This is a genomic window from Peribacillus sp. NPDC076916, from assembly GCF_050269675.1.
Classification (GTDB): Bacteria; Bacillota; Bacilli; order Bacillales; family DSM-1321; genus Peribacillus; species Peribacillus aracenensis.
The window spans coordinates 244,795-267,739 of sequence record NZ_JBNNIU010000003.1 but is presented as its reverse complement, the minus strand read 5'-3'; the positions used below and the strand labels follow the sequence as shown (position 1 = coordinate 267,739).

The following is a 22,945-nucleotide window of genomic DNA, read 5'->3' as shown; positions in this document are numbered from 1 at the left end:
CTCGAGTTCCTTTTTTCAATCAAGCCCTGATTTACTCGCTTTTGCGGCCATCGCCTTGTTCTTACTCCAAACCTTGAACTTCATGAAAACGGCGGCAAGACCGATGATCACGATGAATAAAAGGCTGATGAAGAACCCTGGACGTATCTCTTTTTCAAGCAGGGTGCCACTTATGGCGGCCAAAATTAAAAGAAGTCCGAAAACGGCCGTAATCTTACTCCAAATCTTATTTTCCAAGATTTTAAAAGAAGAGAGAATGATGAATGCCCAGTTATACAAAAGTAATATCCCAGCTGATGTTGTAATATATTCATAAATCTCGCCTGGCAGGAGCAAGGCAGTGATGATTGATCCTAAAAGTCCCAAGGCTCCAAGACCGAGTGAGGGCAGTGGAAGGTCCTTGAATTTCTTGATTTTTTGCATGAATAATGCGGGTGCATTCCCATCATCGGAGAGGGTTACCAATAGATTGGTTACACCAAATAGTGAAGCGGTCATCGTCGAGAAACCGGCAATGATGATCGCACCATTAAAAACGTGCGGGAAAAATGCCAGGTGATAACTGTCCAATGCCGAAACGAATGGGCTTTCTTTTTCACTGAATGCCCCTATTGAAATCATGGTTACGGCTAACCCCAATGAAATCACATATATGATGGTAAGAACCAAGAGCATGATCGTCCCTGCCTTAGGCGCATCTTCCTTCTTTTTAAGCTGCATCGCCATCAGTCCAATGACCTCAATGCCGCCAAACGCATAAAAGGCATAGATAAGGGATGTCCAAAACCCTTTTAGCCCTTTTGGAAATAATTCATTGATCTTATTCGGAAATGAGGGCGGTTTCCCTCCATCAAGACCAAACCAGCCGAAAACGGCACATATTGCAATAATGATGAACATTACGATCGCTGCCGTCTTAATTATCGCAAGTATGTTTTCCACTCTGTCGAACCCTTTTGTTCCCAGCAATACCACCACGATCGAAACAATGGCAAAACCGGATGCAAATAACCACAGCGGGACCTTCGGAAACCAAAATTGTGATAATAGCGAAAGCGCAGTAAGCTGGCTTCCCATGATCAATATATTGGAGGACCAATAATTCCAGCCACAGCTAAAGCCAGCCCATCGTCCAAATGCTTTATTGGCATAATAACAAAAAGAGCCCTCTTGAGGATCGGCAGCCGTCATCTTAGCTAGCAGATTATAAACGATGTAAGTACCTAGTGCAGCCAAAACAAATGAAAATACAATGGATGGCCCAGTCGTTTTAATCCCTATGGCCGAACCGAGGAAATACCCTGTCCCGATCGTACAGCCAACACCGACCAATGATAACTGCCACCATTTCATATCGCCTTGTTGTTCACCGGATGCTGCTGAATTTTGAGCAGTCTTCCCTTTAGCAGAACGGCAATTGGCTTTTGTTGTCATAACATTACCTCCTTCCATCATTCATAGTGTTGATAATGCCACAATGAATTATGTAAGGAAGAAATTTGCCAAATGGTAAATCAAGTATTCGAATAAGAATTGAAGTGCTATGTAATAAGCACTGTGATACGACGGCAGAAATGCCTTGATAAGCGCCGATAAAGATAATCCAGGGATGATGGAAATAGCCATTAAGCTTTTTTTCATTTAGGCTCTTTTCGTAAAGATTGTTGTTTTGAGGTTGATTGGAGCGCAAGTGCGAGACTCCTGCGTATTCGAAAACAGCCTTCATTTAAAAACCTGCGAAATCCAATGCAGCTACAAAAGATAAAATCATCCAGCTATAAATGAAAAGTACAAAAAAGCCGTGGGAAAGCCCGGCTTTTTCGGGAATCTCTATTGATTAGGAGGCAGCAGCTTCTTTTTTGTCTGAACTAATGAATTTCCAAACAATCAAGACGATTCCTATACCTATGATCCCTGTAATGATATAGCTCAAATTGAGATGATTTTTCATGACAAGGGACATGACCGGAGGGCCTGCCGCAACTCCGATGAACCTAGATGACATGTAGAAGGAAGTTATCGTCCCACGCTGTTCCTTTTTTATATTTTGAGTGATGATTGCGTCAAGTGTCGGCAATAACGCACCAATTGCTATGCCCGCCAAACTTGTTACGAGTAATAAAAGGAAAACTTTATTTTTTGTAAAACCGACAAATACAAGGCTGATTGAAAGGACAATCAGACTAATCATGATGATCTTTTTCATGATTGGCAATTCGCCCTTGATTTTCTTCCCGGCAACATAAGAAGACACACAAAGGAAAAATAGCGGGATCGCTATCACTAAACCTTTTTTGATTCCATGCAAATCATGGATTTTTTCCAGATTATCAGACAAAAAGAAAAGAACACCGAATAAAACCAACATGACAAATACACCAATCAGGAAAACTGTATATAACCATTTTCCTTCCTGTTTGAATATTTTTTTCGTATCATGCCAAAATTCATTGAATTTCTTCGGATCATCCTTTTCCTTTGGTACCTTTATAAAGAAAAAGACCAAGACAATAGATATTAAACTGAAGAATGAAATCGAGAAGAATGGTAAAAACCAGATAAATGCAGCAAACAGGGAACCCAATATTGGACTAAGCACTTTCCCAAATGTATTCGAGGTTTCTATGATACCCAGACAAGCGCTCGTTTTTTCATCATCATCTTTGTATAAATCCCCCACAAGAGGCAAAATGATGGGCGAGGCACCAGACGCCCCAATCCCCTGCAATACCCTCCCAATGATGATCCATGTATAGGGATTTTCCATTTTCCATGATGCATAACCTGCGACCAAGCCACCAATGAGGGCTAGGATCAGACTTGGCAGGATCACCATCTTCCGTCCGAATCGATCTGATAAATAACCTGCTATGGGAATTAAAAAAATGGATGCAACGGAATAGCTTGTTATCACCATGCTTGATTGAAATGAAGATATCCCCACCTTATCCTCGAAAATGGGCAAAACCGGAATAAGCATTGAATTTCCAAGCGTCATCACCAATGGAATCGATGCCATACTGATCAGGCACCACACGCTTACATCTTTATTTTGCTTCTCATGACCCTCCATACTTACACTCCTCATCCATTATAAAAGCAACTAATTGCATAAAAGGTAACCATTCGTGAAATCAATATGTGTTTTGCATCATTTTTTAGATGTCTTAAATTATTATGTTATAGCTTTGAAAGATTTATTCAGTAGCGCATTAACCAAAATTACCCCTTTTGACCTTTAAAACAAAAAAACCATTCTGTATAACAATGGGTTTCTCTTTTTTACAATGACTAGGTAAGCGCAAACCGGACCACGATTCACCATATCCACTCTAAAAGGGCTAAAAAGGTGGTACAAGTCCAATTGTTTGAATACATTCAAATAAGCGAAGATGTATTAAACGATGAGGTGATGAATTGGGCGTTTTTTTCAGCTATATATTATTAGGTTTATCACTGGCGGCTCCTATCGGTCCCATAAACGCTGCTCAATTGGACAAAGGAATCAAGAAGGGTTTTTGGCATGCCTGGATTTTTGGCTGGGGTGCCATTCTAGCAGATCTTGTTTTTATAGCCCTCGTCTTTTTCGGTGTCGTCCACTTTTTGGACAACTCCTTCATGAAGACATTTTTATGGCTTTTTGGATTTTTCGTACTGACCTATACCGGGATCGAAAGTCTGCTAAGTTCAGGCAAGATTGAAGTGAATGCACGAAAAGCGAAAGACTCCCTTTTTTCTTCATTTCTGACAGGCTTCATCATGTCCCTTTCGAATCCTTTATCCATTTTGTTTTGGCTGGGCATTTATGGATCCATTCTCGCAAACTCCGCTTCAAAATATGATATGGATCATTTACTTTTTTACAGTTCAGGGATCCTTGTCGGCCTCTTGATCTGGGATTTCGCAATGGCCATCATCGCCAGCACCTTCAGACGCTTATTATCCAACCCCCTACTAATGGGCATCTCGATCGTTTCGGGTATATCCCTTATAGGGATTGGCATTTACTTTGCCATCCAAGCAGCCAAGGTTTTATTTACATAAGCATTTACTGGGTGAGTTCGTATAGAAAAAGACAGCCGATTTATTCGGCTGTCTCTTTTTATACGAACCTAATCCAAGGGACATTTACTCGTGAGTTTCGCGCATTTACTCGTGAGTTTCGCGCATTTACTCGTGAGTTTCGCGCATTTACTCGTGAATTTTGTGCATTTACTCGTGAGTTCCGCGCATTTACTCGTGAGTTTTGTGCATTTACTCGTGAGTTCCGCGCATTTACTCGTGAGTTTTGTGCATTTACTCGTGAGTTCCGCGCATTTACTCTTTAGTTCCGGATTAAGCTGCTTTTTTTGTTAGATGCTGCGTTCTTTTATTTGCTGGATCATTTTCTTGATGAACGTTTCTATTGCGACATTTTCAACTTCTTGTTCCCCGTATTTCCGGACATTCACTTCATTTTCTTGCTCTTCTTTATCTCCGAGAACCAGCATATATGGGATTTTCCCCATCTGCGCTTCCCTGACTTTATACCCGAGCTTTTCATTCCGATCATCAATTTTCACTCTTATGCCTCGATTCTTCAGTTCTTTTTGAACCTTTAAACAATAATCCAAATGAACTTGTGAGACGGGGATGATTTGTACTTGCACCGGGGCGAGCCATACTGGAAAAGCACCGGCAAAGTGTTCTATCAGGATTCCGAAAAAGCGATCGATCGATCCAAAAATGGCACGATGAATGACGACCGGACGAACTTTTTCATTATTTTCATCGATGTAAGTCAGATCAAATTTGTCGGGCATTTGAAAATCAAGTTGGATTGTTGCACATTGATGGCTTCGTTTTAATGCATCTTTAATATGAAAATCAATTTTCGGTCCATAAAATGCCCCGTCCCCTTCATTTACTTGATAATGTATCCCGATGCTTTCCAGAACATTTTTCAAGGCTGTTTCAGAAGCTTCCCAAAGGGAATCATCACCCATTGAATCCTCTGGACGCGTCGAAAGCTCAACGGAATACTCGAATCCAAAAGTGCGGTACACCTTATCGATCAGATGAAACACTTGTTTAATTTCACTTTCGATTTGATCCTGCCGAACATAGATGTGGGCATCATCCTGACAAAATGTACGGACACGCAGCATCCCGTTCAATGCCCCGCTATATTCATGCCGGTGGACTTGACCGAATTCGGCCATCCGAATGGGTAAATCCCTGTAAGAATAAAGACTGTTTTTAAAAATGAGCATATGACCCGGACAGTTCATTGGCTTCATCGCGAATTTTGTTTGATCCACCTCAGTGAAGTACATATTCTCATGGTAATGATCCCAGTGACCCGATTGTTCCCATAACCGCTGGTTCATCATGAAAGGAGTCCGAACTTCGTCGTAATCAGCTTCAGTCTGAAGCTCCCGCGAGAATTTCTCCAATTCATTTCTAACGATTTGCCCTTTCGGTAAATAAAACGGCATTCCAGGGGCTTCCTCCGAAAACATGAATAGCTCCAACTGCTTTCCTAATTTACGGTGATCGCGTTTGGCCGCTTCTTCCAGGAATTCAAAGTGTTCCTGTAAATCCTTTTTCTTTCGGAATGCCACGCCATACACCCTTTGAAGAACTTCATTTTGATTGTCTCCCCGCCAATAGGCACCAGATACACGAGTCAATTTGAACGATTTTACAAATGATGTGGATGGAAGGTGCGGCCCTCTGCAAAGATCGACGAATTCCCCCTGTTGATAGATCGTTAATTTTTCACCATTAGGGATGCTCTTTGCAATATCCAACTTGAATGACTCCCCTTTGCCCTCGAATAACTTCACAGCTTCTTCATAAGTCACTTCGACCCTTTTTATTTCCAGATTTTCACTTATGATTTGTTCCATCTCTTTTTCAATAGCTTGTAGATCTTCTGGGCTCAAAGGATGGTCTAACTTAAAATCATAGTAAAAACCATCTTCCACGACTGGCCCCATTCCTAATTCCACATTTCGGTACAATCTTTTCACTGCCTGTGCCAAAACATGCGCCGCTGTATGTCGTAATACTTGTAATCCTTCATCCGAATCCAGAGTCAAGACCGACAGTTCGGCATCCTCATTCAGCTTGTGACATAGATCAACCAGTTGCTTATCCAGTTTTCCTGCCACTGCCTTTTTCCTTAAACTTGAGCTGATAGACCCTGCCACGCCTTCCACTGTCATCCCAAGCGGATATTCCTTTTGCTGCCCATCCGGGAATTGAACTTTAATCATTTTTTCACCCATCACATAAACACCCCTTTTTTAGTAATAAAAAACGCACTCATCCCTATGTAAGGGACGAGTGCGTTTACCCGTGGTTCCACCCAATTTCCCATAAGCAAGTAACACTCATGGCTCTGGAGCTTATAACGCAGCTTAGACGATATCAGTTACTCTTGTTCACCGATATAGCTCAAAGGCGGTAAATCAGTTCCCTAAGCCAGGAAGTTCGCAGCTAACCCTTCCCTCTCTGAAGACCGTAAAAATGATTCATGTCCTTATCATGGCACTAATTATAATAATAAAAAACGCACCCATCCCTATATAAGGGACGAGTGCGTTTACCCGTGGTTCCACCCAATTTCCCATAAGCAAGAAACACTCATGGCTCTGGAGCTTGTAACGCAGCTTAGACGATATCAGTTACTCTTGTTCACCGATATAGCTCAAAGGCGGTAAATCAGTTTCCTAAGCCAGGAAGTTCGCAGCTAACCCTTCCCTCTCTGAAGACCGTAAAAATGATTCATGTCCTTATCATGGCACTAATTATAATAATAAAAAACGCACCCATCCCTATATAAGGGACGAGTGCGTTTATACCCGTGATTCCACCCAATTTCCCATAAGCAAGTATCACTCATGGCTCTGGAGCTTGTAACGCAGCTTAGACGATATCAGTTACTCTTGTTCACCGATATAGCTCAAAGGCGGTAAATCAGTTCCCTAAGCCAGGAAGTTCGCAGCTAACCCTTCCCTCTCTGAAGACCGTAAAAATGATTCATGTCCTTATCAATGCTTCTAAAAATGTAAATGGATTTTTATATTGTTATATATATTACAATATATTCCCATAAGTGACAACCCCAATTTTATAATTCTCAGATTCTTGACCTGGATGAAAAATTAATCAAAATGAAAAACCCGTTCGCCATGACGGGTTTTTTGATTGATTCAATCTTCATCGGCTATCGTTAGACTTGAATTCTTTATTCTAAGCCATAGCGTAAGTCCAGTTATCCAGAGAATTAGTGCGCATCCAAAGCCGAGCAAAGATAACGGTGCAAGGATTTGATGCTCCCCAAACATGACAGTGTCTGGCACAATAAGCAATGTGATAAGCGCCAATAAACAGAGAAGCACTCCTGTTGCATAGTAAACCTTGATTTGGAAAAGTGACGCCAAAGGTAAAAAATGAATCCCTACAATAATGGCGATGACCCCCGGTATAAGATCGGTCTGATTGATCAAGTTACAGATGACAATGGCAATCCCAATCAGCAAACCTTCGGCAATGAAGACCATATTAAACAAGAATCCGATACGCTTCAGACGCCTAGCCCCATCTCCTGAAACTTGATTGGACATTTTTTGTGATGCATGAATTAATGAAATGCCGCCGATAACCATTATGATTCCCACGAAGATGGCTGCGAGTTCCATGTAAGGAAACCCCCACCCCTGCAATCCCATTACACCGGTACCTGCCCACAGCGTACCGAAGAACGCCATGAAAATGACTCCAATTCCAGAACCGCGAAACGCCTCTTTCATCCTCATTTTCCTTTCATCCACAGTAATAAAAGTACATAGAATAATAGTATTGCTTACCCTCCCCAATTATTCAGCTATAAAAACTGATTCATTGCAAAAATTACCATGTTGCGAATTTTAATGGATAATTGCAGCTTTCGTCGGTATATTTCTATTTTCGAAGATATAATCCTGTTTTCGGAGATATATTTCTATTGCCGTCCGATATCGTCTAATTAGTGTTCATAAAAAAACCTGAGTCCCAAAGGGATTTCAGGTTTTTATCTATTCATATCAAGCCACATCTGATTTATCAAATTGACAATCTTTTAATGATATTAATTTGGTCTTGTGATAAATCTTGTATCCTAACCAGATCGCCAGGAATATCGGTAATCCGATATAGGAGACAGCGACGCCATACCAGTCGATGCTGCCGCTTAGGAATGCTTGATAATTCTGCCCGGCAATGACTCCCATGCAAAGGACGAATGATAGGATCGGACCGAGTGGAAACCATTTTGCTTTATATTTCAATTCGTTCAGGTCACCACCCTGTGCAACATAGGCAAGTCTAAAGCGATAATGGCTGATGGCGATTCCAATCCAGGCGATGAAGCCGGTTAGCCCGGATGCATTCAATAGCCATGTAAATACATGGTCCCCAAAAATGGAGGTCAAGAAGGCGAGCCCGCCAATTAATGTCGTTAGTATCAAAGCATTCATCGGGATTCCCCTGCGATTGACTTTGGCGAGGAATTGGGGAGCTTGTTTATCTTTCGCCATCGACCATAACATCCGCGTTGATGCATATAGTCCCGAGTTCCCTGCGGATAGTAAGGAAGTCAACACGACTGCATTCATGACGGATGCCGCGAATGCAAGTCCTGCCCGTTCAAAGACAAGTGTGAAAGGGCTTACAGAAATGTTTTCTACATCCCCGTTCAGCAAACTTGGACTTGTATACGGAATCAAGAGGCCGAGTATCAGGATGGCTCCGATGTAAAATAATAGGATGCGCCAAAATACTTGGCGGATCGCATTCGGAACATTTTTTTCGGGATTCTCACTTTCCCCGGCAGCAATACCAACCAGCTCCGTGCCTTGAAAAGAAAATCCCGCGATAAGAAAGATTGAGATGATCGATAAAAATCCTCCCTTGAATGGTGCCTCGTCCATGGTGAAGTTTTCGAATCCAATCACCTTTCCGCCAAAAACCCCAAATATGGTCAATAAACCAATAATGATGAAGCAAATGATGGCAATGACTTTTATTAAGGCAAACCAATATTCAGATTCACCATAGCTTTTAATGGATAGGGCGTTGAGGGTGAAGACGATTCCAAGAAATAATCCACTCCATATAAGGCTGGGTACATCAGGGAGCCAGAATTTCATGATGATGGCTGCAGCAGCTATTTCCACGGCAAGGGTGACAGCCCAGTTAAACCAATAATTCCAGCCAAGTGCAAAGCCGAATGCGGGATCAACAAAGCGTGTGGCATAGGTGGAAAATGATCCCGACACAGGCATATATGTCGCCATTTCCCCTAAGCTCGTCATAAGGAAATAAACCATGATTCCAATGCAGGCATAGGCAGCAAGGGCACCACCGGGCCCTGCGCTCTGAATGGTTGCCCCGCTTGCCAGGAATAATCCGGTTCCTATTGAACCTCCAATGGCAATCATGGTCATATGCCTTGCTTTCAGTTTCCTTTTAACTGTCGGTTCTTGATTATCAATGAGATTCATGTCCATATGGTTCCTACCTCATTTTCTTTTAAAGTTAAAAGTTCAAGAAATATAAGAGTTTTTAACAATCGCTTTGTGAAAGTCTTAATAGTTCGCTTCACTTGCTGGGATCCTATCCAGTTTAATTGCCATTGCCTGGTATCGTCTCCCTATTCCCGGTCTGGGTGACCCCATCCTGCTCAGGCTCCATTCCACACCATTGAATTAATGTAAGGGCAATGATTTCGGCCGTGGAGAACACGTTGTCGAGCAGAATGTATTCATTTGGATAGTGTGCAACCTCGGTTACTCCTGGCCCGAAAACGATTGCAGGCGTTTCACCGACATGTGTCAGCAATCCCCCATCCGTTCCCCAAGGGGAGGCTTCAATGACAGGGTCCTGTCCGGCCACTTGCCGATATTGATGAACAAGCGCATTCATCAGTTCATGCTCTACATCAATTGCTCCTGGAACCCAGCGTGCCCCGAACCACTCCAATACGGGCGGGTTTTCCTTGAACCATTGGTCCACTTCCGCCAGCTGCAATAACCAGGACGCCATTTCATCCTTCGCCTGCTCCATCGTTTCCTCTGGCGCAACGCCCATCCTACCTTCGATTTTCACAAGGTCAGGGACGGATGACGGCCAATTGCCGCCTTCAATGACACCTAGATTGATAGGAATCGGAATAGGCGTGTTCTGATAAAGCGGATCACTGACACGTGCATTTCGCTTTTCTTCCAAGGCACGAATATGATTGATGACGGTCATGCTTTTTTCAATCGCACTAACGCCTTCATATCTTGTTCCTCCATGGGCTGATCGTCCTTTGACATGGATTCGGAACCACATCGAACCCTGCTGTTTCGGGAAGATCCTCATATTCGTCGGTTCAGGGATCAGGGCGGCATCTGCTTTATATCCCCTCAGGACGGCCGCCAGTGTTCCGGCACCGCCGCTTTCTTCTTCAATCACACTTTGAAAAATGACATCTCCTTTTAATTGGATGCCACTTTCCTTCAATGCCTGCATCGCAAGGATCAGCGATACATTTCCACCCTTCATATCGGTTACACCCCGACCAAACATTCTTCCATTTTTAATCGCTCCACTATATGGATCGTCTTCCCACTGATCCCGGTCACCATCCGGAACCACATCGATGTGTCCGTTCAAAATGATGGAACGTCCGCCGCCAGTCCCTTTCATGATACCTACCACATTGGGGCTGTTGGAAAATTCACTGCGCGGAGAATAGAAATAAGAATGCTTTTTCAGCTCGCTGCCGTCCGGTTCCCAACTATCGATTTGCAAACCCATTTCCTGCAGTTTTTGGGCGACGATGGCCTGTGCCCCTGCTTCATTTCCTTGCGTACTTGGGGCTTGTACCATTTTTTGCAATAGGTTTGTTCCTTCTTCCCGATGATCCTTGATCCATTGGTTTATCCGTTTTTTAATATCCGGCACATTTATCCCTCCTTAATCTTGAATGCATATTTTCGACTTATTCAATCGTGTTGACGGCAGCATGGATTTTCAATGTCGCCTCTGTATTCCTTATCACATCATCCACGGTATATGGCGCCATGACTTCCTTCAGCACCAATCCTTCTTCTGTAACTTCCATGACAGCCATATCCGTAATGATTAAATCCACACTCTGCCTTGCCGTCAATGGGAGCGTACATGCCTTCAATATCTTCGATTCACCCTGCTTATTCACGTGATTCATCAGGACGATCACCTTTTTCGCTTTCTGGGCAAGCTCCATTGCCCCGCCCATGCCCGGCACCCGCTTTCCTGGGACGATCCAATTCGCCAAATCCCCTTTTTCACTGACTTCCAGGGCTCCAAGGATGGTGATGTCGATGTACCCTTTCCTGATCATTCCAAATGCTGTTGCACTGTCAAAATAGGAAGCTCCCATTACAGTGGTGATCGGGAACCCTCCTGCATTACAGAGGGCTGGATCTTCTTGCCCGGGATCAGGACTTGGCCCTGTACCGAGAACTCCGTTTTCCGCATGGAACATCACATGAATATCTTGAGGTATATGGTCGGCCACCAAGGTAGGGATGCCGATGCCTAAATTGACGATCAATCCGTCATGGATTTCCTTGGCGGCGCGTTTCGCGATGCGATTTCGTACATCTACTGCCATGCCCATTTCCAATTCACCCCTTTTGTCGGAATCACCATATCTACATAAATGCCTGGTGTAGCAATACATTCCGGATCCAATTCGCCTACAGGAACGATTTCCTCCACTTCCGCAATCGTAAAGGTTCCAGCCATCGCTACCAACGGATTGAAGTTACATGCAGTCTTGTCGTACACTAAATTCCCCAGCGAATCTGCCTTTTTGGCATGGACGATGCTGACTTCAGCCGTCAAAGCGGTTTCCACTAAGTATTCTTTTCCTTCTATCACCATCTTGTCCTTGCCTTCTTCGGCTATCGTACCAATCCCGACATCGACAAAAATCCCGCCTAAGCCTACACCCCCAGCACGAATCCGTTCGGCTAATGTCCCTTGAGGTGAAAATTCCACCTGCAGCTTTCCTTCAGTCATGAGCCTGCCGGCATTAGGGTTGGAACCGATATGCGAGGCGATCACTTTCTTTGCCCTTTCAGCAGTCACAAGCCGGCCAATGCCGATGTCAGGGAATCCAGTATCATTGCCAATCAAAGTCAATTCCTTAACGCCCTTGTCAAGAATACCCTGTACGAGCGTCGGAGGAGTCCCCACTCCGCCAAACCCGCCATACATGAGTGTGCATCCATCGGAAATATGCTCCAATGCTTCTTCCATGGTCACAATTTTGTTTTTCTTCGTAATGGCCTGCTTCATAACGTTCCTCCTAAATAGCCTGCATGTCCTCAATCAAACCTTCCGTGTGCAATTCTTGCTGCAACTCTTCGAGGGAAGCTTCCAGTATCTTGACGAGGGTATCGATTTCTTCATTAGTAATGATTAATGGCGGAGATATGATAACCGCATCGCCAGCGATTCCATCAATCGCACCTGCAGCAGGATAGATCAACAGCCCCTTAGCAAAAGCTATATTGACAAGCCTTGTGGTCAGGCCGATTTGCAAGTCGAATGGCGTTTTTGAAATCCGATTGGAGACAAACTCAAGCCCAAGGAGCAGCCCTTTCCCTCTTACATCACCAATGATGTCGAATTTTTCAGCCAATCCTTCCAGCTTCTTAAACAGATATTGACCTTTCTCTTCCGCTGCCTGGACCAGGTCATTTCGTTCAATGTAGGAAAGCACTTCCAATGAAACGGCTGCAGATAGCGGGTTTGCACTATATGTGTGTCCAGCCATGATTGATTTCGAACCTTTTAAAATGGGCTCCATGACACGGTCAGTAATCATCGTGGCTGCGATTGGCGTATAGCCGGCACTCATTCCTTTACCCAATGCGATGATATCCGGGGTGACTCCCCAGTGTTCCATTGCGAACATTTTTCCTGTCCGGCCGATTCCCGTCATTACCTCATCGGCGATAAAAAGAATGTCATAAGTTTCGCAGATTTCCTTTATCCTTTGATAGTAGCCATCCGGCGGTGTTACAGCACCAGCCGATGCACCGATTATCGGTTCTGCGATGAATGCTGCGATATTCTCGGAGCCGACCCTTTGAATAGCTGTCTCCAGTTCATCTGCACACTTAAGCTTGCATCCGGAAGTTTCATTATTATGAGGACAGCGATAGCAGTAGGGAGCAGATATGCTAGGGAAATCCTCCAATAGTGGCACAAAGCGTTTTCTTCTTGGTACATGGCCTGACATCGATAAAGCGCCCATCGTGATCCCGTGATAACTCGTCCACCTGGATATGATGCGATTTTTTCGCTCGAACCCTTTTTCTTGCCAATGTTGTATCGCGATCTTCATTGCCGTTTCGGTCGCTTCCGAGCCACTATTCACAAAAAATGACCAATTCAAATCCCCTGGAGCCAACTCACTCAGCTTTTTTGCCAATGCCTCTGCGGCTCGACTCGTAAAATGGGACCTATATGCAAAAGAAACCTTGCGGGCCTGCTCCGTCATTGCCTCGACAACGTCCAATACACCATGGCCTATACTTGCTGTGACCGCTCCTGATGAGCCGTCTATATACTGTTTTCCATCTATATCATAAAGGTAAATTCCATTCCCATGAGAGATAGTGGGATAGTGATGATCCAAAGTGGGCTTAATCAAATGATTCCGTTCCATTTCATCTCTCCTTTTTCACGTTCGTACACACTTCTCATTATCTATTAATCAATTAAGTTCTGAAAAGAAACCGATTCTACCAACTAAAAGGTTCATCCTGAATCAGGATGGATTCGGTAGGGCAGCCTTCCATAGCATCTTGCATGTCATCATGCAGGATCTCAGGAACTTCGGCAATCCCCTGATTATCGTCCAGGATGACGAAAGCGATCCCTTGATCGTCATAGTCATAAATCTCGGGTCCTGTTGCACCGCATGCCCCGCATGCAATACAGGTTTCTTTATCAACCCATGTGTATTTAGCCATATAAACAATCCTCCTACTTGACGGATAAATCTTTACCCCAAATATTCATGTCCTCATACTTATCCCAAATATTGCAATTCTTCGTTAATCTGCCTCCATATTCATATCCCAGCTGATGAAAGACTGCGTTCATGCCCATTGACAAGGATCGCGCCAATGAATAAGAGCAATAATTGTTTTTCCTGAACAATTCTTGTTCCAATGCGGAGATGAGCACCTTCATGAAGCCATGCTTTCGATGTTCGGGAATCGTTGCACAGTCCGTCAATTCAGCATTGTGATACATCTCATTCACTTCAGCGGATGCAGCACTCACGATGGTTCCTTCATATTCGATTACACTAAAGATCGTGCCTTCCTCCATCACTTTCTTGATATATCGCTCATCATTCATCGGTGTAGGATAGGTTTCAAAAATGGCACCATATAACTTCGCCAGCTCTTGTGCATCATCAACCGTAGCAAACCGGAGGATATAATCCTCAGGAATTTGCTGAGATTCCATCACCCTAGGAACCTTGCTTACCTCTTGGATGACTTTATCTTCCTTGACCCAAAAGTCGCTCGTTCGCCTTTCATCCGTCAAATAGAAGGCCATGCAATAGGCATCATTCCCTTTGAAATACTTGCTCAATATGCCTTCCAGCATGAATCCTTGACCCAATGCCGCTGATAAATCTTCATTTCTGGCCTTAAGTATCACTTTAGTGAAGCCCTGCTCCTTTGCGATGGCAAGGGCCCGATCGATCGCTTTTTTGACATTTCCCCGATAATCATCCATGCGTAAGCGCTGATTGGCATGATCATGATAGAGTTCCATCGTATAACAATCCCCAGTCTCCACTTGGGTGAAAAAAGGCAGCTTTTGAACAGGCATTACGTACCCCCCTTATTTAAAGAATTCGGGAGAAGAGATGCATATCATCCGCTTCTCCCGGCATTCTATTTCCAATTGAATAATTTTTTGACAGGTGCCTGAAGAAGCTGTTCATACGTGAACTCATCAGGATATTCACTCACATCATATATAGACAAGGCTTCATCCACCTTTTGATTCATCGAATCGGACACATAGATTCCACACTCAGGACAGTTCACGGCTGGAACTTGAAGGACTTTTATCGAGCGTTTCCCGTCAGGCATGATCCAGTAACAATCTTTCTTTTCACTTTCTTCCACGTTCGGGGCGTTGCACCACAAGCAATCCATCTTCATTCCTCCTTGCCATCGGATTTAACCGAGCCACTAACGGCCATGGCGTTCTTTTTTTCTTGGGCTAGCCTTAATTTTTCCTTCATTTCATCCCGTTTATCACGGCGATCCTTCAAGGAAGCATGTTCATCAGTGCTTTCATACGATTTTCTCTTGTCAAGACGACGAAGGCCCTCTGGTACCAAATTGAATTTCTCGTCCGTCATGAGAGCAGAAATCCCGACGGCTTCTTTCCTATCCGCCGTACCATACACTTCATCAAAGTAAGCATCCGCACTGCCTGCAACATAATTCTTTGGCTCCGGATAGCTTGTGATAACTCCTTCAAAGTTCCGTAAAACGACTTTATCCGGACTTTGCGAAAGAAGGTAATTCGGAGTCAGGGCAATCTTTCCGCCTCCGCCGGGAGCATCCACCACAAAGGTCGGCACTGCATATCCTGATGTATGGCCGCGCAGAGCTTCAATGATTTCCAGCCCTTTTGAAACCGGCGCCCGGAAATGGCCAATCCCTTCAGATAGATCACATTGATAAATGTAATAAGGTCTTACCCTTGCTTTTACACAGTCATGCATAAGCTTTTTCATGATATGTACACTATCGTTGATTCCAGCCAGGATGACTGCCTGATTACCAAGCGGCACTCCTGCCATCGACAGCATATCACATGCTTTTTTCGCTTCATCCGTCAGTTCAAGTGAATGATTGAAATGCGTATTCAACCAAATCGGATGATACTTTTTCAGAATATTACATAAATTTTCTGTAATCCTCTGCGGGAAAACGACCGGTGCACGTGTTCCGATCCGAATGATTTCCACATGCGGGATGGCACGTAAGTTACTCAATACGTATTCAAGAATCTTATCATTGATCAGCAGGCCGTCTCCACCAGAGATCAGCACGTCCCTTACTTCCGGAGTGTTCCGGATATATTCAATCGCCCCGTCAAGCTGCTTCTTCGGAACACCCATCCCAACCTGACCTGAAAAACGGCGTCGCGTACAATATCTGCAGTACATGGAGCATTGGTTCGTTACAAGGAATAGAACGCGATCCGGATATCGATGCGTCAATCCTGGAACAGGGGAATCCTCATCCTCATGCAGCGGATCCTCCAAATCATATCTAGTCTTGTTCATTTCTGCCGAAAGCGGTACCGACTGTAAACGAATCGGACAGCGAGGATCATCGGGATTCATCAATGAAGCATAATAAGGCGTAATGTTCAACGGAATCGTTTGAGTCGAAATCCGGACTCCTTCCTCTTCTTCAGGTGTCAGGTTGACGACCTTTTTCAGATCATCCAGTGTTTTAATCGTGTTTGTCAATTGCCAGAGCCAATCATTCCACTGCTCTTCCGTTACATCTTTCCACAATTCGATATCATTATAATGCCTGCGTCCACCTAGGTATTCTTTATGTTTTACATCCATTCCCATCAAATTCATTTAAAATGCCCCCCTTATTTTAAAAGCTTATACATATACTCTCGCAAGAATGATGCCAACACGAATAACAAGGTAAACATAAGCAAAAGGGGGCAAACCGAGCTTAAAGTCGCAAGAAATTTTTCGATACGCATAATTTTTTGCAGCCAATTTCTTTGCGCCATGCGAAAAAAGAGGGTCTCTTTTCACAAGAGCCCTCTTCAAGTTACATGATCAAGAAAGTGGCAGCGTTTCCAAAAAGCTTGAATTCACTTCGATTCCTTCGATCCCGCCGTATAAACTTTCTCAATGCCGTACTTGTTTAACTTATATTGCAGCCCCTGTCTTTTAATATTGAGGGCTTCTGCCGTTTTGCTGATATTTCCATTATATTTCTCGAACATTTTGATGATCATTTCCCTTTCCATTTCTTCAAGAACGACAGGTAAATCAATCTTGTCCTGCAATGGGGAAGGATGGCTTTGCGCATTTGCTGCAGCATAATTTCCTGAAGGGAAAAGATAAGCAGGAAGATGATGTTCATCAATCATATCTTCCCCTGCGTCCATGACGTTAAAGGTCAACTCGATGGCATGTCCCAGTTCACGAATGTTCCCTGGCCATTGATATTGAAGAAGCCGTTGCATCGCCTTTTGACTGATCCCGCGCACTTCGGTAAAAAATGATTTGTTGAACTTTTGAATAAAGTGATTGACGATTTCCGGAATATCCGTTTTACGCTCCAAAAGAGAAGGCATTTGGACCGTCACGACATTCAGGCGGAAAAATAAATCCGAGCGAATGATTCCCCGCTCCAACGCCTCTTCTGGAGATATGTTCATCGCAGCAATGATCTTAACATTAACCTTCTGCTCCTTCGAACCTCCAACACGGCGCACCTCACCTTCCTGAAGCACTCGCAGCAATTTTGCCTGCAGACCGAGGTCGAGGCTATTCAGCTCATCAAGGAAAAGGGTTCCGCCATTCGCCTGTTCAAAAATGCCCGTGCGATCCATCGCTCCGGTAAAAGCCCCTTTCGTCGTGCCGAACAGCAGCCCCTCCATCAATTCCTTTGGAACAGCTGCACAGTTCTGCGCGATGAAAGGCTGATTTCGCTGAGCACTTACATTATGTATACTTTGGGCGACCAGTTCCTTCCCTGTCCCGGTGGGTCCATAAATCATGACTGGGGAATGTGTACGGGCCGCTTTTTTCGCCAATGAAATCGCTTGCTGAAAAGTAGGGCTACTACCAATCAAATCACTAAAATGATAGGTCGCCGTCCCTTCAGAGAACTTGCTTTTCTTATGGGTCTCGACCAGCTGGGAACGCAAATCGACAATTTGGTCGTACATATTCATGACCTTCGTAATATCCTTTGCGATTTCCACTGCCCCTATAATTTCACCATCCTCATACAGAGGATACGTACTATTGATCGACGTTATTTTTTTCTCTTTTACATTGACATATGTTTGAATGGACTCAATCGTTTCATTGCCTTTTTCCAATGCTACATGCAGCGTACTGGATTCATCAGTCAATGAAGGATAAAGCTGAAAAATATTCTCCCCCAGCACCTGTTCACGATCAAGCCCGTCGATATGTGCCATCATTTCATTGTAGAATACTGTATCCCCATCCTTATTCACGATATGGACACCCACATTGATCACATTCAATATCCATTCAAATTGAGTGGAAAACTGATTTACTGAAGATTTCATTTCTTCATCTCCGTTCTCTGTCATTTGATAGAATCACCTGTAAATTATAGCATTTAATGGGAAACATTCATCTCATTATTCTTATAAGATTAAAACTTCAACAGAAAGGCAATAGATTAATAAATTCAAATAAAGGAATATCACACCAAGCCAAGAAAATTAATATAAGAAAAATTAAAATTCAGGGGTGAGTCGGATTTCAGAACGAAGCAAAAAAACGAAAATAGAAATTAAACCGTGGGAAGATACAGACCTTGCATTACTCTTTCAACTAAATGCCCCAGAAATGATGGAACACCTTGGCGGAACAGAAAATAATGAACAAATCCTGAAACGCCATCAACGGTATCTACAGATTGGGGATAAGGGGTGCATGTTTAGCATCAACTTGTTTCCGGAGGCAGAGGCAGCCGGTTCCGTTGGCTACTGGCAAAAAGTGTGGAATGATGAATATGTATACGAGATCGGCTGGAGCGTCCTCCCTTCCTTTCAAGGAAAAGGAATCGCATCTCAAGCTGTGAAGGCACTGATAGAGAAAGTCAAAGCCGAACGAAAATACAAATACATTCACGCTTTCCCTTCGATCAATAATTCTGCATCCAACGCAATTTGCCGCAAGCTCGGCTTCAACCTCATCTCCGAATGTGAATTCGAATACCCGCCAGGGAGCTTTATGAGATGCAATGATTGGTGCTTGGAACTTATCTGACAATGGCTCATTACCATTAGGATAGTAGTAAATGAAAGAGAAATTTGGATTGTATAGGATTAAACTCAACAGTTAAAAAGTTTATCAACATTTTTAATTGAAAACTTAGAACTCCATTCATTTGAGTGACAAAAGCCCACTCTCTCAATCAAGGGAGACTGGGCTTTTTATAGCTCTTTTTTGTTTGATAACTTGGAAAACACTTGAGTTATTTATTAAGTAAGTAAAGGCGTATTAATTCAAGAATCCAAATTGTTCTAAATTTTTTAAGTAATATTGAAAATACTCATCTGTAATGTCAGTTGGATACTCTGCGACGCCCCTTTGAATAAGTGAACCTACAATCAATGCATTTAAATAACTATTCAATTTCTCACACTGGTCTCTTACAATAAACTCCGAAATGTATCTGCCATCTTTGCTTTCGAAGAATATATCGATTCTTCTACCTTCTTGTTCATCTAATAGTAACTGGTTGTAATTCCATTCGGTTTTTTTTATTTTTTTCTCATTAAGCGGATTTTCGCGATTATCCAGCACTTGTTCATTGTGGTATCGTCTTTCTTCGTTTGAAAACAGTTTATTTAACACCGATGGATCATCTATTACAAGACATGTGAAAATCTTAGAGTATTCTAATTGGTCATCATTGACTAAATCTAGCACTTCTTTTTTTGAAAATTCTCTAGCTTTGAATTTAGATAAAATACGGTCAACGACCTGTTCCTTGGTTAACGATAGTTCATCTTGCCTGTATAGGTATTGTTTATATAACTTTTCGTAATTGTTCATTGTTTACCCCCTGCGTTTATTTGACGGGTCCACCGTAAAAAGCATGAGCTTTCGGAGTTCGCTTATAAGGGTGCCAATGCCAGTAATAACCTTTTTTAGGTTTACCGTTAAGTTTGTCAACCTCATTTATTGGTTTTCCATTCTTATTAGCCGAAGATGCAACACCTTTTGCTTGATTACTAGAAGTAGACCACGTATCATTCTTCGACTTTATTCTAGCAACTGCCTTAGACTTTGATAAGCCCTTACCAATATATACTCCACCCTTTTTAACAGTTGCAGCAAAATGATAATAACTCTTGGATTTATTGGCTTGATGGAACACCTTGGCGGAACAGAAAATAATGAACAAATCCTGAAACGCCATCAACGGTATCTACAGATTGGGGATAAGGGGTGCATGTTTAGCATCAACTCGTTTCCGGAGGCAGAGGCAGCCGGTTCCGTTGGCTACTGGCAAAAAGTGTGGAATGATGAATATGTATACGAAATCGGCTGGAGCGTCCTCCCTTCCTTTCAAGGAAAAGGAATCCCATCTCAAGCCGTGAAGGCACTGATAGAGAAAGTCAAAGCCGAACGAAAATACAAATACATTCACGCTTTCCCTTCGATCAATAATTCTGCATCAAACGCAATTTGCCGCAAGCTCGGCTTCAACCTCATCTCCGAATGTGAATTCGAATACCCGCCAGGGAGCTTTATGAGATGCAATGATTGGTGCTTGGAACTTGAATGAATTCTTTAGATGATTAGCGGACTTGTGCAGGAAGGATTATTCCAGGGTAAGTCGAATCATGACGGGTTTAGGTGAATTATTTCCCGGGAAAGTCGAATTATTCCCAGGGCAGGACGGATTGCATCCTATCCGACAACATCCATATAGCTGGAACTGCTTAATCCCGCTCTTCTTTTTGGTGTCTGTCTAAAAGGATAATGTACCTGAATAGAAAGTTTTATATCTTAATGATGGTTAGGTTGATTCCCTGATTTTAAGTTTGGTAGGCAATTTAATAATGTCCCGCTTTAATTCCAAATCATCATTAAAATATTTTATTAATTCTATTACAGTGCATTGTCCCAGTTCCATAATTGGTATATCGATTGTGGTTATGGTAGGGGTTGTGACTTGGCAAATCGATTGATTATCATAACCAACTATAGCTAGGCATTCCGGTATTTTGTAGCCCAATGTAGTTGCCTTTTTAATAATTCCTGCTGCTACCTGATCATTTCCAGTAAATAAGGCAGTAGGTTTTTCTTTTAATTTTAATATTTCATCACAAATACGGAATCCATCTTCAATATTAAATCCATGTCCAAATATCCAATCTTCATTGTGTAGTAAATTATTATCCGCTAGCGCTTTTAAAAACCCCTTTTTTCTTTGACCCTGAGCCTGACTATAAGAAGTATCGTAGCAAAAACCTATCTTCCTATGGCCTTTTTTTATTAAATGATTTACCGCTTTGTAAGTCGCTTCAAATTCATCATAACCAATAATTGGTATAGAGGCGGAATGATGGTATTCATTACACAGTAAGATTGGGCCGTATTTCAAATAAGGCTTTATTACATTCCATTCATTTTCTAACGCTCCTAAAATAACTCCATCTACTTCTCTATTCTTTAATTTTTCCATAACATCCAATTCATTTTTCGAATCATAAAAGGTTTGAAAAATAAGAACTTTATAATCATTTTCCAATGCCGCTAGAGATACCCCTTTAACCAATTGGGCAAAGAATGGATGATCGAATCTTGGGACTGATAGTGCAATGGTTTGGTTTTTATTTGTCCTAAAATTCCGGGCAAGTGAACTTGGTGCATAATCAAGTTCTTCAATGACCTTTAAGATTTGTTCCCTTTTTTCTTTTGATACATATGGATGATTATTCAAGACTCTAGATACCGTTGTTTTAGAGACATTACACATCTTGGCTATTTCGCTAATTTTAGTCATTTGATCACATCCTTGTAATAAGTGGTTGACATGTTACCGATTTCAGAAGTTATTATTAAACCGTTCCTCACATATCACATATTACCAAATTTTCCTGAGTTGCATTTTTACATGTTATTGAAGCGGATATTTTTAGCTAATGGAGGGATTGTTATGTTATTGAATAAAAAGGGCGGGTTTCAGTTACTGCCAAATGTTGAAGACCCAAAATACATTGTATTCTGTGATTTTGATGAAACCTATTATCCTCACTCCATGAGTCACGAGAGACAGAAAGATTTATATGAACTTGAAAATTACTTAGAGGCAAAAAGTCACGATGGAGAACTTGTCTTTGGCTGGGTCACTGGAAGTGGTATTGAATCAATATTACATAAAATGGAACAAGGTGGCTTCAGATTTTTCCCGCATTTTATTGCCAGTGACTTAGGTACTGAAATCACCTATTTCTCAGAAAATAATTTTTTGGAAAATGATCCAGATTGGCATTCACAGATTACTATCGAAGAATTTAATAAAAGGAAAGTCGATGAAATTTATAATGTTCTACATAACGGCAATATACCATTGATTCCTCAGACTCAAATGGGAAGTTCACGCTACAAAAGAAATTATTATTATCAAATACAACATGAATCCCTCGACAAGAAGAACTTAGCCACCATCCAGATGGTGGCCAAAGAGTACGGGGTAGGGGTAAATATCAATCGTTGCAATCCCCTTGCCGGAGATCCTGAAGATAGTTATGATATAGACTTTATTCCATTAGGTACTGGAAAAAATGAAATTGTACGTTTTATGCTAGACAAATTCGCGCTGAGTCGGGAGCATGCCTTTGCATTCGGGGATAGCGGCAATGATCTGCTCATGTTAAAAAGTGTTAAACATGGTTACTTGGTAGGGAATGCAACTCAAGAAGCGAAGGAAGCTCATCCTAAAATAGCGACAGGTACGTACTCTAAAGGAATATTAAGAACTTTGCAATCCATAATTAATCATTGAGGGGAAGTATAAGTAGTGAGAAGTTGGAGCGCTTTTGCCACAGCTTTAACTTTCTGCTAACGGTATGG

21 protein-coding genes and 3 other annotated features are annotated in these 22,945 nt (G+C 42.5%); of the genes, 5 read left to right on the top strand and 16 right to left on the bottom strand.

Annotated features, from left to right (window positions below):
• Window positions 1–15: 15 nt before the first annotated feature.
• Window positions 16–1,353 carry an amino acid permease gene (locus ACQKFG_RS10820; RefSeq protein ID WP_427559700.1) on the bottom strand — a complete coding sequence of 446 codons (1,338 nt, stop codon included), beginning with the start codon at window positions 1,351–1,353 and terminating at the stop codon, window positions 16–18.
• Between the two features lie 484 nt (window positions 1,354–1,837).
• Window positions 1,838–3,073 (bottom strand): MFS transporter, encoded by a 1,236-nt coding sequence (locus ACQKFG_RS10815; protein WP_228467504.1) that lies wholly within the window; start codon window positions 3,071–3,073, stop codon window positions 1,838–1,840.
• Window positions 3,074–3,417: 344 nt separating this feature from the next.
• Here ACQKFG_RS10815 and ACQKFG_RS10810 point away from each other — a divergent pair, with 344 nt between their 5' ends.
• Together ACQKFG_RS10810 and ACQKFG_RS10805 are read left to right on the top strand one after the other, a co-directional pair.
• The gene (locus ACQKFG_RS10810; protein ID WP_427558733.1) at window positions 3,418–4,044 is read left to right on the top strand and encodes a LysE family transporter; all 627 of its coding nucleotides are present in this window, start codon (window positions 3,418–3,420) and stop codon (window positions 4,042–4,044) included.
• A gap of 11 nt (window positions 4,045–4,055) precedes the next feature.
• A complete protein-coding gene (locus ACQKFG_RS10805; RefSeq protein WP_427558730.1) occupies window positions 4,056–4,328 on the top strand; it encodes a hypothetical protein in 273 nt (90 codons plus the stop codon).
• A gap of 24 nt (window positions 4,329–4,352) precedes the next feature.
• Here the strand turns inward: ACQKFG_RS10805 and thrS are convergent, their stop codons facing one another.
• The 12 genes from thrS to ACQKFG_RS10745 all read right to left on the bottom strand — a co-directional run bounded on the left by thrS (window position 4,353) and on the right by ACQKFG_RS10745 (window position 18,438).
• Window positions 4,353–6,260: a threonine--tRNA ligase gene (thrS, locus tag ACQKFG_RS10800; protein WP_427559697.1), complete on the bottom strand. Its 1,908-nt coding sequence runs from the start codon at window positions 6,258–6,260 to the stop codon at window positions 4,353–4,355.
• A gap of 59 nt (window positions 6,261–6,319) precedes the next feature.
• Window positions 6,320–6,542, bottom strand: a binding site (T-box leader).
• A 30-nt stretch (window positions 6,543–6,572) separates the two neighbouring features.
• Window positions 6,573–6,795: a binding site (T-box leader), on the bottom strand.
• 30 nt (window positions 6,796–6,825) lie between these two features.
• Window positions 6,826–7,050 (bottom strand) — a binding site (T-box leader).
• Window positions 7,051–7,199: 149 nt separating this feature from the next.
• Window positions 7,200–7,805, bottom strand: a complete 606-nt coding sequence (locus tag ACQKFG_RS10795) for a DUF7010 family protein (protein WP_369619447.1) — start codon at window positions 7,803–7,805, stop codon at window positions 7,200–7,202.
• A 267-nt stretch (window positions 7,806–8,072) separates the two neighbouring features.
• Window positions 8,073–9,536, bottom strand: a complete 1,464-nt coding sequence (locus ACQKFG_RS10790; protein WP_228467506.1) for an amino acid permease — start codon at window positions 9,534–9,536, stop codon at window positions 8,073–8,075.
• Between the two features lie 115 nt (window positions 9,537–9,651).
• A complete protein-coding gene (locus tag ACQKFG_RS10785) occupies window positions 9,652–10,977 on the bottom strand; it encodes a peptidase (RefSeq protein ID WP_427558726.1) in 1,326 nt (441 codons plus the stop codon).
• Window positions 10,978–11,014: 37 nt separating this feature from the next.
• Complete coding sequence (locus tag ACQKFG_RS10780; protein ID WP_427558723.1) at window positions 11,015–11,677, bottom strand: 3-oxoacid CoA-transferase subunit B; 663 nt, start codon at window positions 11,675–11,677, stop codon at window positions 11,015–11,017.
• A complete protein-coding gene (locus ACQKFG_RS10775) occupies window positions 11,662–12,360 on the bottom strand; it encodes a CoA transferase subunit A (RefSeq protein ID WP_342614417.1) in 699 nt (232 codons plus the stop codon). The genes ACQKFG_RS10780 and ACQKFG_RS10775 overlap by 16 nt, the downstream gene beginning before the upstream one ends.
• Window positions 12,361–12,370: 10 nt before the next feature.
• Entirely contained in the window at window positions 12,371–13,738 is a 1,368-nt protein-coding gene (locus tag ACQKFG_RS10770; protein ID WP_349727656.1) for an aspartate aminotransferase family protein, read from the bottom strand.
• A 76-nt stretch (window positions 13,739–13,814) separates the two neighbouring features.
• On the bottom strand, window positions 13,815–14,045 hold the full coding sequence (locus ACQKFG_RS10765) for a ferredoxin (protein ID WP_076364212.1): 231 nt from the start codon (window positions 14,043–14,045) through the stop codon (window positions 13,815–13,817).
• A 13-nt stretch (window positions 14,046–14,058) separates the two neighbouring features.
• Complete coding sequence (gene ablB, locus ACQKFG_RS10760; protein ID WP_427558718.1) at window positions 14,059–14,922, bottom strand: putative beta-lysine N-acetyltransferase; 864 nt, start codon at window positions 14,920–14,922, stop codon at window positions 14,059–14,061.
• 65 nt (window positions 14,923–14,987) lie between these two features.
• Entirely contained in the window at window positions 14,988–15,254 is a 267-nt protein-coding gene (locus tag ACQKFG_RS10755; protein WP_403081229.1) for a YokU family protein, read from the bottom strand.
• 2 nt (window positions 15,255–15,256) lie between these two features.
• Window positions 15,257–16,693, bottom strand: coding sequence for a lysine 2,3-aminomutase (gene ablA / locus ACQKFG_RS10750; RefSeq protein ID WP_192208015.1), 1,437 nt, complete (start codon window positions 16,691–16,693; stop codon window positions 15,257–15,259).
• 263 nt (window positions 16,694–16,956) lie between these two features.
• Entirely contained in the window at window positions 16,957–18,438 is a 1,482-nt protein-coding gene (locus ACQKFG_RS10745; RefSeq protein WP_427558715.1) for a sigma-54 interaction domain-containing protein, read from the bottom strand.
• 172 nt (window positions 18,439–18,610) lie between these two features.
• Between ACQKFG_RS10745 and ACQKFG_RS10740 the strand changes: the two genes are divergently transcribed.
• Window positions 18,611–19,123 (top strand): GNAT family N-acetyltransferase, encoded by a 513-nt coding sequence (locus tag ACQKFG_RS10740; RefSeq protein WP_427559692.1) that lies wholly within the window; start codon window positions 18,611–18,613, stop codon window positions 19,121–19,123.
• Between the two features lie 234 nt (window positions 19,124–19,357).
• Here the strand turns inward: ACQKFG_RS10740 and ACQKFG_RS10735 are convergent, their stop codons facing one another.
• Window positions 19,358–19,915: a hypothetical protein gene (locus ACQKFG_RS10735; RefSeq protein ID WP_192206311.1), complete on the bottom strand. Its 558-nt coding sequence runs from the start codon at window positions 19,913–19,915 to the stop codon at window positions 19,358–19,360.
• A 286-nt stretch (window positions 19,916–20,201) separates the two neighbouring features.
• Between ACQKFG_RS10735 and ACQKFG_RS10730 the strand changes: the two genes are divergently transcribed.
• A complete protein-coding gene (locus tag ACQKFG_RS10730) occupies window positions 20,202–20,651 on the top strand; it encodes a GNAT family N-acetyltransferase (protein WP_427558712.1) in 450 nt (149 codons plus the stop codon).
• Window positions 20,652–20,885: 234 nt separating this feature from the next.
• On the opposite strand, the gene ACQKFG_RS10725 is transcribed toward ACQKFG_RS10730, so the two are convergent.
• Window positions 20,886–21,875: a LacI family DNA-binding transcriptional regulator gene (locus ACQKFG_RS10725; protein WP_427558709.1), complete on the bottom strand. Its 990-nt coding sequence runs from the start codon at window positions 21,873–21,875 to the stop codon at window positions 20,886–20,888.
• 153 nt (window positions 21,876–22,028) lie between these two features.
• Here ACQKFG_RS10725 and ACQKFG_RS10720 point away from each other — a divergent pair, with 153 nt between their 5' ends.
• Entirely contained in the window at window positions 22,029–22,877 is an 849-nt protein-coding gene (locus ACQKFG_RS10720) for an HAD-IIB family hydrolase (protein ID WP_353872414.1), read from the top strand.
• Window positions 22,878–22,945 lie beyond the last annotated feature (68 nt).

Excerpts from the sequence above, each read along its gene's own strand:
- ACQKFG_RS10795 (WP_369619447.1), bottom strand. The coding sequence starts at position 7,805 with ATGAGGATGAAAGAGGCGTTTCGCGGTTCTGGAATTGGAGTCATTTTC.
- ACQKFG_RS10735 (WP_192206311.1), bottom strand. The coding sequence starts at position 19,915 with ATGAACAATTACGAAAAGTTATATAAACAATACCTATACAGGCAAGAT.
- ablA (WP_192208015.1), bottom strand. The coding sequence starts at position 16,693 with ATGGATGTAAAACATAAAGAATACCTAGGTGGACGCAGGCATTATAAT.
- ACQKFG_RS10780 (WP_427558723.1), bottom strand. The coding sequence starts at position 11,677 with ATGGGCATGGCAGTAGATGTACGAAATCGCATCGCGAAACGCGCCGCC.
- ACQKFG_RS10775 (WP_342614417.1), bottom strand. The coding sequence starts at position 12,360 with ATGAAGCAGGCCATTACGAAGAAAAACAAAATTGTGACCATGGAAGAA.
- ablB (WP_427558718.1), bottom strand. The coding sequence starts at position 14,922 with ATGCCTGTTCAAAAGCTGCCTTTTTTCACCCAAGTGGAGACTGGGGAT.
- ACQKFG_RS10745 (WP_427558715.1), bottom strand. The coding sequence starts at position 18,438 with ATGACAGAGAACGGAGATGAAGAAATGAAATCTTCAGTAAATCAGTTT.
- ACQKFG_RS10790 (WP_228467506.1), bottom strand. The coding sequence starts at position 9,536 with ATGGACATGAATCTCATTGATAATCAAGAACCGACAGTTAAAAGGAAA.
- ACQKFG_RS10730 (WP_427558712.1), top strand. The coding sequence starts at position 20,202 with ATGATAATAACTCTTGGATTTATTGGCTTGATGGAACACCTTGGCGGA.
- ACQKFG_RS10815 (WP_228467504.1), bottom strand. The coding sequence starts at position 3,073 with ATGGAGGGTCATGAGAAGCAAAATAAAGATGTAAGCGTGTGGTGCCTG.
- ACQKFG_RS10720 (WP_353872414.1), top strand. The coding sequence starts at position 22,029 with ATGTTATTGAATAAAAAGGGCGGGTTTCAGTTACTGCCAAATGTTGAA.
- ACQKFG_RS10755 (WP_403081229.1), bottom strand. The coding sequence starts at position 15,254 with ATGGATTGCTTGTGGTGCAACGCCCCGAACGTGGAAGAAAGTGAAAAG.
- ACQKFG_RS10765 (WP_076364212.1), bottom strand. The coding sequence starts at position 14,045 with ATGGCTAAATACACATGGGTTGATAAAGAAACCTGTATTGCATGCGGG.
- ACQKFG_RS10820 (WP_427559700.1), bottom strand. The coding sequence starts at position 1,353 with ATGAAATGGTGGCAGTTATCATTGGTCGGTGTTGGCTGTACGATCGGG.
- ACQKFG_RS10725 (WP_427558709.1), bottom strand. The coding sequence starts at position 21,875 with ATGACTAAAATTAGCGAAATAGCCAAGATGTGTAATGTCTCTAAAACA.
- ACQKFG_RS10770 (WP_349727656.1), bottom strand. The coding sequence starts at position 13,738 with ATGGAACGGAATCATTTGATTAAGCCCACTTTGGATCATCACTATCCC.
- thrS (WP_427559697.1), bottom strand. The coding sequence starts at position 6,260 with ATGATTAAAGTTCAATTCCCGGATGGGCAGCAAAAGGAATATCCGCTT.